General features: G+C 66.3%; 17 protein-coding genes, 1 tRNA gene and 1 pseudogene. 8 read left to right on the plus strand and 11 right to left on the minus strand.

Going from position 1 to position 16,444, the window contains the following annotated elements; translation table 11 throughout:
* Window positions 1-143: 143 nt before the first annotated feature.
* Window positions 144-815: a fasciclin domain-containing protein gene (locus NS220_RS08700; RefSeq protein ID WP_058623682.1), complete on the plus strand. Its 672-nt coding sequence runs from the start codon at window positions 144-146 to the stop codon at window positions 813-815.
* 89 nt (window positions 816-904) lie between these two features.
* On the opposite strand, the gene NS220_RS08705 is transcribed toward NS220_RS08700, so the two are convergent.
* Window positions 905-1,957 carry an iron-siderophore ABC transporter substrate-binding protein gene (locus NS220_RS08705; RefSeq protein ID WP_242864572.1) on the minus strand — a complete coding sequence of 351 codons (1,053 nt, stop codon included), beginning with the start codon at window positions 1,955-1,957 and terminating at the stop codon, window positions 905-907.
* Between the two features lie 23 nt (window positions 1,958-1,980).
* On the opposite strand from NS220_RS08705, the gene NS220_RS08710 reads away from it, so the two are divergent.
* From NS220_RS08710 to NS220_RS08720, 3 genes are all read left to right on the plus strand, one after another.
* On the plus strand, window positions 1,981-3,030 hold the full coding sequence (locus NS220_RS08710) for a FecCD family ABC transporter permease (RefSeq protein ID WP_206543001.1): 1,050 nt from the start codon (window positions 1,981-1,983) through the stop codon (window positions 3,028-3,030).
* Entirely contained in the window at window positions 3,027-4,043 is a 1,017-nt protein-coding gene (locus NS220_RS08715) for a FecCD family ABC transporter permease (protein ID WP_193755321.1), read from the plus strand. Before NS220_RS08710 ends, NS220_RS08715 begins: the two co-directional genes overlap by 4 nt.
* 40 nt (window positions 4,044-4,083) lie before the next feature.
* Window positions 4,084-4,159 (plus strand) — tRNA-Lys (locus NS220_RS08720).
* Between the two features lie 877 nt (window positions 4,160-5,036).
* Here NS220_RS08720 and NS220_RS20785 read toward each other — a convergent pair.
* Window positions 5,037-5,681, minus strand: a pseudogene (locus tag NS220_RS20785) (recombinase family protein); the annotation flags it as partial.
* A 314-nt stretch (window positions 5,682-5,995) separates the two neighbouring features.
* Here NS220_RS20785 and NS220_RS19725 point away from each other — a divergent pair.
* Window positions 5,996-6,397 (plus strand): hypothetical protein, encoded by a 402-nt coding sequence (locus NS220_RS19725; RefSeq protein WP_153004224.1) that lies wholly within the window; start codon window positions 5,996-5,998, stop codon window positions 6,395-6,397.
* Between the two features lie 66 nt (window positions 6,398-6,463).
* Here NS220_RS19725 and NS220_RS19730 read toward each other — a convergent pair whose 3' ends face one another.
* The gene (locus NS220_RS19730; RefSeq protein WP_153004225.1) at window positions 6,464-7,054 is read right to left on the minus strand and encodes a hypothetical protein; all 591 of its coding nucleotides are present in this window, start codon (window positions 7,052-7,054) and stop codon (window positions 6,464-6,466) included.
* A gap of 991 nt (window positions 7,055-8,045) precedes the next feature.
* Between NS220_RS19730 and NS220_RS20105 the strand changes: the two genes are divergently transcribed.
* Window positions 8,046-8,219, plus strand: a complete 174-nt coding sequence (locus NS220_RS20105; protein WP_193755322.1) for a hypothetical protein — start codon at window positions 8,046-8,048, stop codon at window positions 8,217-8,219.
* Window positions 8,220-8,403: 184 nt separating this feature from the next.
* On the opposite strand, the gene NS220_RS08725 is transcribed toward NS220_RS20105, so the two are convergent.
* The 6 genes from NS220_RS08725 to NS220_RS08750 all read right to left on the minus strand — a co-directional run bounded on the left by NS220_RS08725 (window position 8,404) and on the right by NS220_RS08750 (window position 12,673).
* Window positions 8,404-8,793 carry a hypothetical protein gene (locus tag NS220_RS08725; protein ID WP_153004226.1) on the minus strand — a complete coding sequence of 130 codons (390 nt, stop codon included), beginning with the start codon at window positions 8,791-8,793 and terminating at the stop codon, window positions 8,404-8,406.
* A gap of 387 nt (window positions 8,794-9,180) precedes the next feature.
* Entirely contained in the window at window positions 9,181-9,390 is a 210-nt protein-coding gene (locus NS220_RS08730; RefSeq protein WP_206543002.1) for a hypothetical protein, read from the minus strand.
* A 430-nt stretch (window positions 9,391-9,820) separates the two neighbouring features.
* Complete coding sequence (locus tag NS220_RS08735) at window positions 9,821-11,218, minus strand: hypothetical protein (RefSeq protein ID WP_058623687.1); 1,398 nt, start codon at window positions 11,216-11,218, stop codon at window positions 9,821-9,823.
* On the minus strand, window positions 11,215-11,562 hold the full coding sequence (locus NS220_RS08740) for a PadR family transcriptional regulator (protein WP_058623688.1): 348 nt from the start codon (window positions 11,560-11,562) through the stop codon (window positions 11,215-11,217). The genes NS220_RS08735 and NS220_RS08740 overlap by 4 nt, the downstream gene beginning before the upstream one ends.
* Window positions 11,563-11,620: 58 nt before the next feature.
* A complete protein-coding gene (locus tag NS220_RS08745) occupies window positions 11,621-11,989 on the minus strand; it encodes a hypothetical protein (protein ID WP_058623689.1) in 369 nt (122 codons plus the stop codon).
* A 120-nt stretch (window positions 11,990-12,109) separates the two neighbouring features.
* Entirely contained in the window at window positions 12,110-12,673 is a 564-nt protein-coding gene (locus NS220_RS08750) for a MarR family winged helix-turn-helix transcriptional regulator (protein WP_058623690.1), read from the minus strand.
* 83 nt (window positions 12,674-12,756) lie between these two features.
* Here NS220_RS08750 and NS220_RS08755 point away from each other — a divergent pair, with 83 nt between their 5' ends.
* Together NS220_RS08755 and NS220_RS08760 are read left to right on the plus strand one after the other, a co-directional pair.
* Window positions 12,757-13,506, plus strand: coding sequence for an SDR family NAD(P)-dependent oxidoreductase (locus NS220_RS08755; protein ID WP_058623691.1), 750 nt, complete (start codon window positions 12,757-12,759; stop codon window positions 13,504-13,506).
* Window positions 13,507-13,584: 78 nt separating this feature from the next.
* Window positions 13,585-14,394 carry an SDR family oxidoreductase gene (locus tag NS220_RS08760; RefSeq protein ID WP_058623692.1) on the plus strand — a complete coding sequence of 270 codons (810 nt, stop codon included), beginning with the start codon at window positions 13,585-13,587 and terminating at the stop codon, window positions 14,392-14,394.
* 66 nt (window positions 14,395-14,460) lie between these two features.
* Here NS220_RS08760 and NS220_RS08765 read toward each other — a convergent pair whose 3' ends face one another.
* The gene (locus tag NS220_RS08765) at window positions 14,461-15,108 is read right to left on the minus strand and encodes a response regulator transcription factor (RefSeq protein ID WP_058623693.1); all 648 of its coding nucleotides are present in this window, start codon (window positions 15,106-15,108) and stop codon (window positions 14,461-14,463) included.
* Window positions 15,105-16,280 carry a sensor histidine kinase gene (locus NS220_RS08770; protein WP_193755323.1) on the minus strand — a complete coding sequence of 392 codons (1,176 nt, stop codon included), beginning with the start codon at window positions 16,278-16,280 and terminating at the stop codon, window positions 15,105-15,107. Before NS220_RS08770 ends, NS220_RS08765 begins: the two co-directional genes overlap by 4 nt.
* Window positions 16,281-16,444 lie beyond the last annotated feature (164 nt).

A 16,444-nucleotide genomic window follows, 5' to 3' on the forward strand; every position in this document is an offset into this window, starting at 1 on the left:
CGGCGCACGAATTCCGAGGTTTCGCCAATCCGATTCCCCGGGGGACCCGAAGACCCCGTGTAAGCCGCTCCACGGCGAACCACCCGCACCGGGGTGTCCCTGACGGATCGCATCCGCGGTCCGAACGATTTCGGAGGAATGTCATGCTCACCAACAAGAAGCCTGTCGTTGCTGGTCTCGCCCTCGTTCTGGGTTCGGCCTTCGCTCTCACCGCTTGTTCGGGCGGCACCACCTCGGGTGGCTCGATGAGCGAGGAGAGCTCCAGCGCTCCCGCGATGTCGGCATCGCCGTCTGCGTCCTCGTCGATGATGGACCCGGCCGCCGACCTCGTCGGCCCCGGCTGCGCCGACTACGCCTCGCAGGTTCCCTCGGGTTCCGGCTCGGTCGCGGGCATGGCCGTCGACCCGGTCGCCACCGCCGCCTCGAACAACCCGCTGCTCACCACGCTGACCGCTGCCGTCAGCGGCAAGCTGAACCCCGACGTGAACCTCGTCGACACGCTCAACGGTGGCGAGTTCACCGTCTTCGCGCCGGTCGACTCGGCCTTCGCCAAGCTCCCGGCTGAGACCGTCGAAGGCCTCAAGACCGACAGCGCCACGCTGAGCAAGATCCTCACGTACCACGTGGTCGCCGGCCAGCTCAGCCCCTCCGAGATCGATGGCACGCACGCCACGGTCGAGGGCCAGAACGTCACCGTCTCGGGCTCGGGTGACAGCATCATGGTCAACGACGCCAAGGTCATCTGCGGTGGCGTGAAGACCGCCAACGCGACCGTGTACCTGATCGACACGGTTCTCACGCCCCCGGCTGCGTAATTCACGCACCCGGCCGATCTTTCGATCGGACTTGACGGCGAGCGCCGGACCCCAGGCGAGGGGGTCCGGCGCTCGCTCTCGTTAAGGCCTCAGTCCGCCTTCACCGCCCGGACGATCTGGTCTTGGACGAGTCGAGCGGCCACCGGACCCGCGTTGGTGAACCACGGGTCGTAGTCGACCGCGACGGTACGCCCCTCCGCGACGGCACCGAGCGTCGACCAGAGCGGGGCGCCCTCGATGAAGGTCTGCCCCTGACCGATGCCGGCATAGAACACGCGGTCGGCGTCCGCGAGGTCGATCTGCTCCGCACTGATGTCCTGGGACGTGTCGTCGAACTGCTGCGAGGCGGGGCGCCCGAGGCCGAGGTCCTGCGCGATGCCGCCCGCGAACGACGGTACCCCCATGATGCGCGTGCGATCCCCGGTGGACTGCAGGAACGACACCGTGGGCTCCCCCGCGGGGTGCGTGGCTGCAAAAGCCGCACTGTCGGACTGCAAGGAATCAAGGATGCCGCGGGCCTCACCCTCTTTCCCGAGGGCGTCCGCGATGAGCAGGAAATCGCTCTTCCAATTGACGCCGTTGCCCTTGGTGAGTACCGTCGGGGCGATCGCCGACAGCGCGTCGTACAGTTCGGTGCCGCGCGTGGAGTTGATGAGGATCAGGTCGGGATCGGCCTGAGCGATCGCCTCGAGGTCGGGCTCGGTCCGCTTGCCGATGTCGGACATGGTTCCGAGCGCCGAGGCGTCGTCGGGGAACGCGTCGGTCAGGTACTGCGGAACGAGCCCGCTGTTCTCGGCCCGCGTCGCCGCGACGGGTACCGTCCCCAGCGCGAGGAGCGCGTCGAGCTGACCCGTCGAGACGACCGCGATGCGCGTCGGCGCCGCGGGGATCTCCGTCACCCCGCCGAAGTGCGTCACGGAGCGGGGGAAGACGCCGTCGGCCTCCACCGAACCCATTCCCGGCTCGAGATCGCGCGCCACCACCCAGTCGCCGGTGGCGGCGGCTTCGGCGTCGACCGTCGAGGCGGGAGCCGCGGCACCGGAGCAGCCGGTGAGCACGAGAAGCAGGGCTGCGCCCAGGGCGACGGCCGCTCGCCGCGGACGGGAACGGGAAGGAAAGGACGGGAACCGAAAGTCATTCACCCGGTTAGGATAACCTTACCTCTGTGCTCGACTCGTCCCCCACAGCTGCGCCGGGAGTCGCCGCACACCTGGGTGCACGACGCCGAACAGCACTCACCCGCGCCGTCGCCCTCACCGTCGTCGTGTCCGCCCTGCTCTGCGGCCTCATCATCCTGAGCCTCGCGGTCGGATCGCGCGCCCTCGCGCCCGGCGACGTCGTCTCCGCTCTGTTCTCCGACCGACGGGACGCCGTCGGCGTGATCGTCCACGAGCTTCGCGTCCCCCGAACCCTCACTGCTCTCCTCGCGGGAGCCTGTCTGGGCGTCGCCGGTGTGCTGATGCAGGCCCTGACCCGCAACCCCCTCGCCGACCCGGGGCTGCTCGGTGTCAACGCGGGCGCGGCGGTGGGTGTGGTCGTCGCGATCTCGTTCTTCGGGGTGGGGACGGCGAGCGGCTACGTGTGGTTCGCCTTCGCGGGGGCGGCGGGTGCCGCGCTGCTCGTGAACAGCGCGGCTCGACCCGATCGCCGCGACGACACCGTCGGCCTGATCCTCGCCGGGGTCGCGCTCAGCGCGTGTCTGAGTGCCATCGTGGGCATCATCACGCTCGCCGACGACGACACGTTCGAGTCGTTCCGATTCTGGGCCGTCGGGTCGTTCGAACGCCGCGATCCCGACGTCGCCCTGCAGCTGCTCCCCTTCGCCCTGGTGGGGCTGCTGCTCGCCGCCGTGGTCGCGCGGGGCCTCGATCAGCTTCAGCTCGGCACCGATGTGGCGCGGTCGCTGGGGGTCTCCCCCGCGCTCGTGACCATCAGCGCGGGCGCCGCCATCACGCTCCTCTGCGCCACGGCGACCTCGGCCGCGGGTCCTCTGGCGTTCATCGGACTCATCGTCGCTCACGCCGTGCGCGGGGCCGTCGGCGGTTCCGTCCCCGTCTCCCTTCCGCTCGCCGCGGTGGTCGGTGCCGCGCTGACCCTCGCGAGCGACGTCATCGGGCGCGTCATCGCGATCCCGAGCGAGGTGGAGGCGGGAATCGTCGCGGCCTTCCTCGGTGCACCCCTCTTGCTGTGGCTGATCCTGCGGAGGTCCGCGTGAACACCTCCGCCGAGATCCGGACGCGTCTCCGGTCCGCTCGACGCCGGCGCATTCTCCTCGTCACCGCTCTCACGCTGGGAATCGCCGCGATCGCCGCGGTGATCGGTCTGACGACCGGCTCGTTCCACGCGTCGCTCGGCGACGTGGCATCCGCTCTCACCGGCGGAGCCGACGGTCGCACCACCGTCGTCGTCGTGGGCATGCGGATGCCACGGGTCATCGCGGCTCTCCTGATCGGCGCGGCTCTGGGGCTGGCCGGCGCCGTCTTCCAGACGCTCGCCCGCAACCCGCTCGCGAGTCCCGACATCGTGGGCTTCACCGCCGGCTCGGCCACCGGCGCGCTCATCGGCCTGACGCTGATCGCTCCCCCGGCCTCGCCCGCCGTGGGGGCGTGGACCGGAGGCCTGCTCACCGTCGTCGTGGTCATGGCCATCGCCCGAAGCGTGGGCATCTCGCGCGAGCGGACGATCCTCGCGGGCATCGCCCTGTCGACCCTGCTGGCCGCCGTCAACGACTACCTGCTCACACGCGCGCCGATCGACATCGCCCGCAACGCGACGCAGTGGCTGCACGGGAGTCTCGCCGCGACCTCCGCGAACGACGTCGTGCTGCTCCTGGCATCCCTCGGCGTACTCGGTGCCGTGCTCATCGCGGTGCATCGCGACTACCGGGCCCTCGAGTTCGACGACGACACCGCGCGCTCGCTCGGCGTGCGCACCGGTCGCGTCCGTCTCATTCTGGTCATCGTCGCCGCCCTCCTGACCGGCACGGCTACGTCCGTGGCGGGACCGATCGGGTTCATCGCTCTCGCCGCTCCCCAGCTCGCACGTCGCGCGATGGGCACGAGCGGCATCCCCGTCGTCGGCTCGGCCGTCACCGGCGCCACCGTGCTCCTCGTGGCGGATGTCATCGCCCAGCGCGCGCTCGCACCCCTGCAGATCCCGGTCGGGCTCCTCACCGCCGTCGTCGGTGGCGCCTACCTGTTCTGGATCGTGGCCCGCTCCCGCCGATGAGGACGGGGACCCTCCTCGCGCCCGCTAGGCTGGGGGTTGAGGGCCTGTAGCTCAGTTGGCAGAGCATCGGACTTTTAATCCGCGGGTCGAGGGTTCGAGCCCCTCCGGGCCCACCACGTCAGCGTTACTCGAAATATCGTCCTTGGCGATGTTTACGAGAGTCGCGACTTCCGACGATTTCCCACCGCCGCTGTTCGCAGGGGCGGTTTTGGTTTGTCCACTCTCGGTCACGTTCGCGTACTGCTCGTCGGCGGCAATGAGCACGTCGAATGGCTCGTTGAACTCCACGCCCGTCACCTCGTCTGCTTCGACGTAGATGCGGGAGAACACCGCCTGATTCAGCATCCGGCGCTGTTCGTCCGTGGCACCGGCGTACAGGTCGCCGGGGCGCTCCAGTATTGAGAGCGCGGCGTCGATGTACTCCAGGACCGCAGTCAGCCTTTTCTCCGTGTTTTCGAGCCGAGCCGTCATAGCTGCTCGGCTCTTCGCGATGCCATTCATCCGCCGCTGCACGACGTCTCGGGGAAGCGTTCCGTCTGCGGCCATATCGACCAGGTTCTCTTGCTGGTGGTCGAGCTTCTGAAGGTTCGCAGTCAGCTGCGTGTGCAGCGAACGTGCGGCGGCTTGGTCACCTTCGATCGTGCGGCGAAGCCCCCGACGAGCCCCTTCAAGGAATTCGTCGTTCAGGGTGAGCCGGTACCAGTACCGCTCGATCGCCTCTTCCACCCGTTCGATCTGCATGTAGGACGAGTCGCAGAGGTGCTCCTGACGGAGTCGGCAGAAAAAGTAGTCGTACCGCCCGCCCCGCCCACTCGCGCTGTTGATGATGATCCGACCGTGCGTACCGTCCCGGTCGTAGCAGCGTCCGCAGTACAGGGTGCTCTTTAGGTAGTGGTGGTGCACGCGCTGCCGCTCCCCCGTCGACCGCATCGCCACGACCTCTTGGACTCGAGCAAAGAGCTCGCCGTCCACCAGCGCTTCGTGTCGTCCCGGGTAGATCTGGTCTTTGAATCGAGTGAGCCCGAGGTAGTACGGATCTTGAAGAAGGCGAAGCAACTGGTTGTCCGAGAGCTGCTGGGATGGCCAGCGCCCCGAAGCCCGCGTCTTCAGACCACGCAGGAACAGCTCATCCCCAAGTTCCGGGATGCTGTACTTGCCGGTTGCATAGAGTTCGAACGCGAGCTTGACGAGGTGAGCACGGTCCGGATCGAAGTCGACGGCGCGGACCTCCCGATCCTCGATGCGTACGCCGACGTTGATGTAGCCGAGCGGCGCCATGAAAACGGTGCCGCCCTTCTTGGCCTTCTCCCCCAACTTGTACGCGATGTCTGCACCGTCCTCGGCGGACCGGTACTGATTGAAGGCCGACAGGATGCCCTGCATCAGCTGGCCCACGGGGGTGCCATCGATGCTCTCCGTCGCCGAAACCAGAGTGACGCCGCGGCGCTGCAGCTCAGCCATAGTGAAGGCTTCGTCGTAACGGTTGCGGTGGAGCCGCGAGAGTTTGTAGACGATGACGTAGTCGACGTCGCGTTGCCTCTTGATGCGTTCGAGCATCTCCTGAAACTTTGGACGCCCGGATGCGTTCGTTCCCGAGCGACCGGGCTCGACGTACTCTTCTACGACCTCCAGTCCCATCTGCTCAACCTTGCGCTCACACGCTTGGCGCTGGGCTGGGAGCGAAATCCCCTCCGGGTCGTAGTCGGTAGCGACCTGCTACCTCTACATCGGACCACTCGAGGATGGACGCCGCTTCTTCGCCATCACCTTCGACAGTGCGCAGCGACTTCACGCAGCCATCTCGGCCGTTCTAGAAGCGGCGAAGTAGGCAGCTTCGAACGAAGAGACCTTCATCGTGCGTGCTGTCTTACAAAGATCGGATGGGAGCGAGATTGTTGGTCGCCGTTCTCCTCGCGAGAGTGCGGCGGCTGACGAGGCGTAGAATCGCGGTTGTGGACGATGCTCGAATCATCATCGATCCGGTCACATGGCTTGAGGTCGAGGTGCCAATCTACGCAACCGATACGGCAGCGATCGAAAAGGAACATCGCCGTCGCGAAGGAAGGATCTCTTCGCTCATTCTCGAGCCGGAATACGGCTGCGGTGCCCCTCTCTGGGATAGGAGTGGCCCTGTAGATCTAGAGTCTTACGGAGTTTCCCGCAAGCTCCGAGACGACTTGAGCGCTTGGCTTTCTTTTTGGGAGGACAATTTCCATTATGAGCACGGGTGGGCAAGTGCCGTCAGTCGCAAGGAGTGGAGCGAGCGCGGTGAAGATCTGTACGGAAGACTCTGCCGTGAGGTTTGGGAACTGGCTGACGTTAAACCTGAATTTAGAAAATTTACGACGACTTGAAGTCGAAGGCGCCCCGGTGTGACTGGCTGGACGGGAGGGCGGCTCGAATGTCGCCCTCCCGATTTTTCAGCAAGTAGATTTGTCGATTGGATAGGCCGTAATCAGTCGATCACTAACCACCGAGAAGACCGCGGCCGCTTTAAAGCTGTAGACAATCTTCCAGCTACCGTTTGAGCTAACTTCCCCAAAGGTTACGGTGCTAATAGTGCACCGTGTGTTATTCCCCTTGACCGGGCTGGCGTAGCCCCAGTATGTAACTGCAGTACCTACGGCAATGTTCATGAGGTCATCCCAGCCCTCCACTCCCTGCGTGGAGGGTTGCCAGCCCTTGCTCTTCGCGGCATCGAGTTGCTTTTCCCACAAGCCCTTTTTGCCGGCCCGAATGTGCTTGTATCCCCACCCGGAACCGCTGGCTTTTTGCTCGCCGCACTTCAATCGGACATTTTGGAAATTTCCATTCATATAGAACGCGTACTCGCTGAACACGTCTTCTTCAACGTTCAGCGAGAAAAACCTGAACCACTGATCGAAGTTTATGAGCGCGGGATGCGCTCCGCCGGATGAGCTCGGCGGAGGAGTCTTGAGACCAAGCCCCGTCGATCCTAGGGCTTGGTCGACGGGGATCAGCTTTCCATTTGAATCGGTGACGAGGGCCACGACGCGCCCCGTTGCCCCAGTCTGAGTAGACGGGGCCGCCGATGCCGCGGCAGACCCCGTGAACGTGAGGGCCAGGGCGAGAGCGGCGGCGATCAATGGCTTTTTATCTGCACGAGAGCAGCTCCTAGATATCTCAGATGGCGCGGCGGCTTCCGCGCCTGATGTGCCCCGGTCCTACGCTGCAGTCTGCGCCACTGCCCGGCGGGCAGTCGGCATGTTTGTAGCGAAGACGGAGACGTCTGTGCGGGGCGGCCAGCTTGAAACGAGGCTCAGTACTTCGTTCCGGCGGATCCCCCGTTGGAAGGGAGGGTCTTGATGTCGACAACCCGCTCATGTGGTGCGCTGAGCCGAAACCGCACACCCGTGGCTGCGCACTAGACGGTCATTACCGTCGACTTGAGACGAGGCCCACCCAACTGCCACAAGGGGACTATTCGCGTCAGCCAACATGCGAGGAAATGAGTGGCATCGAAAGTGGTCGACACTCAAGATGGTTTAACTGCAGAAATCTGCGTCCGACCATCTCTGCGTGAGAAGGTGTGCCAGGATCGAGCGTGCGGATCGACGCGAACGCTAAGTGCCGTGATCCAGGAATAAAGTATGCGAAAAATACCGATTACTTGCACGATCTGCAGGCGCACCCCAAATCCCTTCCCCCAAAGGTAACCGCATCACGAAAGTGACGACGTGTTGTCACCGTAGTGGACCCGGGCACACCGTACAAAGTCGTCCAAGGCGACACTCGTCGTAGATGTGGATCGGCGCCTGCGAATGAAGGTCGTCGCAAAATGGGATTTAGTAAATCCCTAGACCGTTGATATTGTCCGGTTCGATCGGACGGTTGGCCCGGCGCGGGATCTGTCGTTCACTGGGATAGCGGGTGCTGCAGTTCAGTCCTGGCACCCGCTCCACAGCTTCGTTGCCGGTATGCGGTCTTGGAGAGAACCATCCGAGTTCTCGGGCCGCACCCGTCAAGGAAGGTGACCCGCCCATGAGCGAGCCCAACACCACCACCCCGCCCGCCTCGGCAGCGTCCGCGAACGGACTCGGCTATGGCCCGATCAACCCCCTCGCGGTCAGACTCAACGAGTCCACCCGCACCCAGCTGGACATCATCGCCCAGCTCAACGACCGAACCGCCAGCCACAAGCTCGCGGCGGTGTGACGCAGGTCGTGGACGCCGATGACGGGGAGCTCGCCTCTTACCAGCACCGGCTTGAAATAGTTGGGTCAGAACGTGGCGTTGTCCCAGAAGCGGTCATAGTCCGCGCGCTGTGGCCAAGGCGTGCGTCCCGGCCATAAGAGCGCGTCGCCGTCGCCTGAACGCGAATGCCGCATCTTCAAGGTTCTCAGATCCGCCAGCAGCTGTCGGTCCAGGAGCGGCACGTCGCGGGATGCGGCGCGACTTGGGCGTTTCGGAGATCCACTCCCCCCACTTCTTGATCGGTGCGCTTGATCCACTGTCCCGTCTGTCGGACTGACGCATGGCCTGCACGCAGGTGGATCGCGCGGACCCTCGGCCCCGCGACCTCCCCGGCGCGGAGACCCGTGTATGCCACGAACCGTACCAGCACGTCGTATGGCCTGCAGTTCGCGAGCTCGGACGCGGCGACTTCCGCCTGCACGTATGTCAGCACGGCAAGCTCGCCCTCGTCCAGGTCGAGAGCTTTGGGTAGGTCAATCCCGCCGCAAGGGTTGAACGTGATCTGCCGATCCCACAACGAGAGCTTCATCACCATGCGGAGTGCGACGTAGCAGTCGCCGGGAGGACCCTTTTGGGCCGACCGCATCCCGCGCGAAATACGCCGACGCCTGCCGGAGGATCTCGATCTCCGCGACCTAAACCCCATTCTCGCGTAGCAGCCGGACCAGCTCGGCACGTTGGTCCGAGGTCATGCCTTCCCGAATGCCCTCGTCAACGTCTGCGATCTTCACCCACCGGCGCAGACACGACTCACTGATCCCCAGATCGGCCGCGAGCTGCGCGACAGGCTTCTCCTTCTACCGCGCGAGCGCAACCGCCCTCCGACGAAACTCCGCCGGGGTGAGCTGCAGACATGATGACTCCTTTGCGAACGACTCTCGCCGCTCAGATGAGGTGTCCACAAGATCGGGTTCAGCTCCCCCTACGGTCCAGAGAAGGAAATCTGTCCCGACGTGTCGCAGTCTGCCAGCGTGAGATTGATCCAATCCAGCGAGCGCATGAAGCCATTGTCTGCCCAGAAGAACGTCTCCTCGCCGTACTCGATCTTCAATAGCCCGCCCTCCGATGCCGACCAGGTGGCGTCACCGGAGTACGTCTCTCCCGAGCGATCGAAGCACCAGTAGGAGTCCATCTTCCGCCCCTTGCCCGCGGGAAGATTGAACGCCTGGGCGGTTCCGTCTTCATGTAGCTCCATGCCAACGTCCCCCGGCGCTAATGTACGAGACGACCGCAGGACGTCGGGGTCCGCTTGCAGCCATAAACCAGGCAGATTGACCTTGTCAGTGAGAGCGCTCGTCTCCGACGCACACCCAGCGATCACCGAGCAGCAGAAGAGGACCACTGCGGCGCGCCCCGTCGACCGCGGAACACTTCGTGCATTCACTCCCATGTCACCCCCGCCTTGTGGTTCCGCACTTACTCAACCCGCGCATCTGAGGTCATCCCGTCAGGTCTATCTTCGACCACCTTGTGACAGAGTGAGATGGCGGCACCGTCGTACGAACGAGCCCCACCGCACTCGTCTTAAGCGAACAGCAGGTCCCACGCGTGGCTCGTCACCTTCAGAGCGCGGAGGGCTTCTCCGTGAGTGCGGAGAACTGAGGCTTTCCCACCACACGTCCGCTTCGACGCGGATTCCCCTTCCGGGTCAAGAGGATGAGTGCCCAGACGGGCACGGTGAATGCGAGCAGGGGTGTGGCCATGAAGCCGCCGATCGCTGCGTAGAGCAATCCCGCGCTGCTTCCGATGACGAGCGCCGCGGGGCGCGGGAGGCGGACTCGGGGCGTGATCCACCAGGTGACGGCGACTCCCGCGCTAAGCGACCCGCTGAAGAACCAGGGCGCTATCGGTTCCCATTCGGGTCCCCGGAGGTAGCCGATCGCCAAGAGGACCAGCGAAATGCCCGAGACCAGAATCGGTCCCCACGTGTGGCGGTGTCGAACTCGACGGTTCTCATGAATCTGGGTCCCGAACCCTACGAGGAGCGGGAGGGCGGAGACGAGGAGCATGACGATTCCCAGCTGCATCGCTTGGGTCGCGTCGATAGCTCCCGGCGCCCACAGGGAACCGGTGAGGGCGAACGCGACTCCTGTGGTGCCGCCGAGCACAGCTACGAGTGCGCACCCCTGGATAATCGGCACCCGGCGCGAGCCGGCCGCTTCTGGGGCGAGCGCCCGCGCCGGCTGCGGGACACGCTTGCGTTCGTCGACGGGGGGCCGCTCGCGGCGCCCGGGCATGAGGGACATGACGAGGGTCGTCATCGCGACGAGGGCGCTGAGGGTAGGGGTGAGGAGCGCCAGCCCGAGGACGGGAGCGGTGACGACCGCGATGCACAGCGAGGCGACGATTCGCAGAATCGGCGGGCAGGTTGTTCGCTGGAGCAGGCTGTCAGTGAGGAGTGCGAGCACTATCGCCCCGGCGACGATGCTCGTGATAACGAGAGCGCCCCACCCCTGCGCGAGTGGAGGCGGAAGAGCGCCGCTATCGGCGGCGTCGAATCCGAGCCCCCACGAGATAGACGCGAGGCCGGCGAGGGCCAGCGCGACGGCTGAGACCCCGATCATCGATAGTGCTCGTGTGTCGGAGATCCACCCCCGCGCTCGGATCGCAGAGGTGAGTGCGGTCGCGGTGAGGACCGGGATGGCGAAGGTGGCTAGCACCGGGTAGCCGACAGTGGCGAAGGTCGCGTCACCGACGGTGCCGAACATCGTTGTCGCGCTGAGGGCCGCGGCCAGCAGCAGCGCAGCCAACGACAGCGAGACGGCCAGGCGTCGATCGACGTGCGCCCCGACCCCATGAAGCAGGGCGCTTCGGCGCTCGGCCCGAGTCGGCTCGCTCCGCCCGTCCGCGTCCGCCGCCTCCAGGAGAGTGGCGATGAACACCTCGCCGTTCAGCTGGCGCCATGAGCGCGGGTACCAGCGCAGGAGGCGGCGAAAACCCCGTTCGTCGACAGTGTTCATACCGGCACCGCCCCCGCAACGAAGCCAGACCCACCATCCGCGAGTCGCTGGCGGGCGGCCGCTGCCTGCTGCTCGAGAGCAGCGACTTCCGCCGCGAGCGCGACACGACCGCTATCACTGAGGACGAAGTAGCGTCGGGCGCGACCTCCGACGATCTCTTGACCATCGGCGCGGATGAGGCCCTCGCGCTCCAGCCTGTCGAGAGCTGCGTACAGAGTCGTCACTTTCAGTGCGACCCGACCGTCAGACGCTTCCGTCGTTTCCTTCAGGATCTCGTACCCATGTCGGCGCTGACCGGCCAGTGCGGTCAGGATCCAGAACGCTGCGGGGCTGAGGTTCGTCATATTGCCTTCAGTCATATTCCACTTACGGGAGTATGTCAACGGCTGCGCGGCCGATCGCTCACGCATCGATCCAGACCGTGGCGTTCACCTCGGCCAGCCGCTTCACCGTGCCGGCATGCAGCGTCTCGGCTCCCGAGGGAAGCGTCATGAAGAGCCGCACGAACGACTCCGGAGCGTGGAGTACGGCGCGGGGGACGCTTTCGAGCCGGTCCACGAGCTCGTGGATCGTCGTGTTCAGCTTGCCGGCCCGCGCCTCCCAGGCCGGCTCATCGAACTTCACCGTGCCGAGGTCGTAGATGAACGGCGACACTGGCGGATCCCGGAGATACCGCTCGAGCTCATCGACGCGCACCGCCGTCGAGACGCTGAGGCTGACGATCACCTGGCCGGTATCGGCATCCATCTCGATGTCCGCATCTCTCGTCACGTGGTGATCATCGCACCTCGCGCGACCGCCGCGAGCGATCGTCGGCTCCCTCGTATCCGCGGGCACCGGGCCCATTCCGGGAGTTCACGGAGCAACTCGTCTCCGTCGCGCTGCCGCCGATCAGCCGCGGAACTCGGGCTTGTTCGATCCGTCGTCCGTCGCTGGATCGGCGGGTGGCACGCCGGCGGATTCGTCTTGCCCGTCGATGTCCCACGCTTCTTGCTTCGTCAGGGGTGTTGCTTCACGAAGAAAACGCATCACGTGCGCGGCGAAGGTCGCAACCTCGCGCTCGTCCCAGCCCGAAACGACCCGGGAGACAAGAGTGTCTCCGATGTCATACAGACGTCGCGCCGCAGCGATGCCTGCGGGAGAGAGCCGGATCGGACGCATCCGGGAGTCAGCGGCATCCGTCCCCGCGATCACCAGGCCCCGCTGTCGAAGCTTCACCGTCGCTTTCGACACCGACGGCGCGCCGATATCGAGCAGAGTGGCGAGTTCTCCGGGGCGCAGGTGCCTCCGTCGCCCGAGTTCCCACACGATCCTCGCCTCGGTGACACCCAGTTCCTCGCCGGCAGCATCAACGAGGACTCGACGGACACTCGGAGACCACCACAACGAGACCAGCTCACTGAGCGCCTCGGCCAAGGCCGTGCGGTACGACAAGCCCTCGGCTTCTTCCTGCACAGAATCACGATACGGGAGCTCTGCCACGAGTATTGTTTCCCAGGGAAAGGACTTGTCAGCGTGGCAGGTCGGAGAGGAGAACAATGTCGTTCGCAGACAAGGTCGTCGTGGTCACCGGAGGCGCGTCGGGGATCGGCGAGGCAACCGCGAAGCTGCTTGCGGAACGGGGTGCGAAGGTCGTCATCGGCGATGTCGTCGAGGCCGCAGGAGAACGAGTCGTCGCCGAGATCTCTGCAGCGGGCGGTACGGCCTCGTTCCTCCGGACGGATGTCGCGCAGGCTGCCGACACCGTGGCCCTCGTCGACCACGCCGTGGCGACCTACGGCGGTCTGCACCTCGCCGCGAACATCGCCGGTATCGGCCATCCGCCCGCACGCATGCACGAGCTCGACGAAGCCTGGTGGGACCGCATCCATGACATCGACCTCAAGGGCATGTGGTTGTCGATGAGAGCCGAGATCGCCTACTTCCTCGCGCATGGCGGGGGCGCGATCGTGAACATGGCCTCCGGAGCGGGCCAGCGCGCCACGCTCGGTCAGCCCGCGTACGCTGCCGCCAAGGCAGGGGTCATCTCCCTCACCGGTCAGGCGGCGTTGGAGTATGCCCGCGACAACATCCGTGTCAACGCGGTCGCCCCCGGACTGATCGAGACGCCCGCTGTCGCCGCACTCGATGAGCAGACCCGCGCGATGTATGCCGCGCAGATGCCGATCGGACGGATGGGGCAACCGCGCGAGATCGCCACGACGGTCGCGTGGCTGCTGTCCGACGATGCGTCCTTCGTCACGGGCATCACGCACAACACCGATGGCGGATTCACCCAGAAGAGCTGAGTCCGCGCGGGCGTCTGTCGCCCCGAGGACACCGAACAGTCAATCCGCGCCTCTCGCGCACGACCCGTAAGGACGGTCATGTCGGATAACACTCACCCCGCGGAGGGGACCCCTCGCACCTACGTCATCACCGGGGTCGCATCCGGAATCGGCAAGACCACCGCCGCGATCCTCTCCGCTGCGGGTCATCGCATCGTCGGAGTCGACGTCCGCGATGCGGATGTCATCGCTGACCTGAGCACCGCCGAGGGCCGCAGCGGCCTCTTCTCCGCGGTGAACGAAGCAAGCGAAGGGCATGTCGACGCGATCATCGCGGTTGCCGGAGTCGCCGCACCGGCGCCCATCACGATCCGGGTGAACTACTTCGGTGCCGTTGCCACGCTGGAGACTCTTCGCCCTCTGTTGCTGCGCTCGGACGCTCCGCGCGCAGCGATCGTTTCGTCTTTCTCGACGTTGCAGGACGTCGACGACGCCGTTGTCGACGCGTGCCTGGCAGGCGACGAATCCTCGGCCGTCGAGGCAGCCGAGGCGGCCGTGGCAAGAGATGGCGGAATGACGTTGTACGCGTCTTCGAAGCGCGCCATCTCGCGCTGGGTCCGCCGCGCCGCGATTCGGCCGGAGTGGGCGGGTGCCGGCATCCCCGTCAATGCCGTGGGGCCCGGCATCGTGATCAGTCCGATGACGCAGCCGATGCTCGACGATCCCGAACAGCGAGCAGGTCTCCTGAGAATGGTCCCCATGCCTCTGCACGGCCCGTCGGATGCCACGGCACCCGGGGAACTGCTCGCGTGGCTCACCGGACCGACGAACACACACGTCACGGGTCAGGTGATCTTCGTCGATGGCGGTGCGGACGCGACACTTCGTCCCCACGACATCTTCCAGTGACGCGCGCGGTCGCTCCGATCGGCGGCATCGCGGCCTCTCCGCGCAAGGCGCCGGGCGCGACCGCGTCTACGAAGACGCCGCTTCCGCCCGCGCCGCCGACTCGCGCGCCCATCTCAGCGCGAGAGCGGTCCGGTCGGGCTCGCCGAGCTTGCGCAGCAGCGCGGAGACGGTGTTCTTCACCGTGCCGTGCGCGAGATGCAGCCGCGCGGCGATCTCCGCGTTGGGGAGGCCGCGGGCGACGAGCGCCGCGACCGCACGTTCCCCCTCGGTGAGGGCGGGTCCGGCAGCCGGCGGCGGTGGCGGCGACAGAGCGGCACGCGCGACGCGCGGGTCGAGCACGAGGCCCCCGGCGAGAACGTGGCGGATGGCATCCGTCAAAGCCTCCGCCGAAATGTCCTTCAGGAGGAACCCGGCGGCGCCCGCATTCAGGAGCTGACGCACGAGGCGGGCGTCGTCGAAGGTCGTGAGAACCAGCACCGGCAGCGACGGGTGGGACACCGCGAGGCGCTCCACCAGGCCGAGACCGTCGAGGATCGGCATCCGGGCATCCGCGAGGACGAGGTCGGGGGCCAGCTCGGGGAGGAGGGCGAGGGCCCGTTCTCCGTTCTCGGCTTCGCCGACCACCGAGATGTCGGGGTCGGTCTCCAGGATCATGCGGAGCCCCCGCCGGAGCAGTTCCTGATCGTCGACGACGAGCACGCGTACAGGGCTCACGCGAGCTCCCGGACCATCGCACCATCAGCCGCGGCCGGCACGGCGAGAGCGACCCGGAAACCCCCGGACGTCGGTGCCGCGTCAACCGTTCCTCCGACCCGTTCGGCGCGAGCGCGGAGCGAGCGCAGGCCGAAGCCCTCGACGAACGAGCCGGTCGACGCTCCGGTTCCGCGGTCCTCGATCACCGCGCTCAGGTCGGCGTCGCCGACGACCATCCGGAGATCGACGGATGCCGCATCGGAATGCCGCACGACGTTCGTCAGCCCTTCCTGCACGAAGCTCAACAGCAGGAGCGCCCGTTCGTGGCTCAGCGCGGAGTCGTCGCCCTCGATGGACACGCGGATGTCGATACCCGTGCCGCGGAAGGCCTCGGCCACCGCGCGAAATGCGTCGGCGTTGCGAAGAGTACTGAGTTCGACGGGATGCATCGCGCGGACGAGCCGGCGCATCGCGTCGAGCGACTCTCCCACCAGGTCCCGCGCGCGGCGCGTCTCCTCCCGCGCCTCGGGTATGTCACCCACCCTCATCGCGTAGTCGAGAGACAGGCCGATGGCCGTCAGGCGATGCCCGAGACCATCGTGCAGCTCCCGCGCGGTGCGTTCGCGCTCCCGCGCCAGAACGAGATCGCGGTCGGTGTCGAGACGTCCGCGCAACTCGGCATTGGCGGCGTCCAGCCGTGCGAGCGCCGCGCGCAGTTCCTCGCCCACGCGAAAGCTGTCGCGCAGGATCGCCGCCACGGCCGCGGCGATGCCCGCGAAGATCGCCGCCACCGCCGCTTCGTCGAGAAGCATGTCCGGCGCACTTCCGGTCGACAGGTGCAGGGCGATGACGATCCCGACGAGGGATGCCGCGTAGCCCCACACGACGGCTGCGGAAGCGAACGTCACCCCCAGCACCAGGCACGCCGCCGACACGATGACGTAGTACAGCGCACCGTTTCCGAGCGACATCGTGACGACGGCGATCACGGCGAATGCGATCGCGGCGAGGCGGGAGCGTTGCCCGGAGCGTCGCCACAGCACCCACACGACCATCGACGCGACGAGCAGCGACACGACGGCGATCGACGTCCATACGGCTCGCGTCTCGAGCGAGTACAGCACCATCAGCGCCGGTCCCGCCCATCCGATCGCGGCCGCGAGATCCAGCAGCAGCGCACGGCGGTTCGGCATCGCGGACATACGGTTCAGCTAAGCACGCGCGCTCGCCCGTCACACGTGACCGCGGTCACGACTTCGGCGGCGAAAACCGTGACCACGGTCGCTCACCACCGTGACGCCGGGGGCGAGACGACGGCCGCGCGGCTCCGTAGCGTCCTCGACATGAACGTCACCCC

The sequence above is a fragment of the Microbacterium testaceum genome (assembly GCF_001476655.1).
Lineage (GTDB): Bacteria > Actinomycetota > Actinomycetes > Actinomycetales > Microbacteriaceae > Microbacterium > Microbacterium testaceum_C.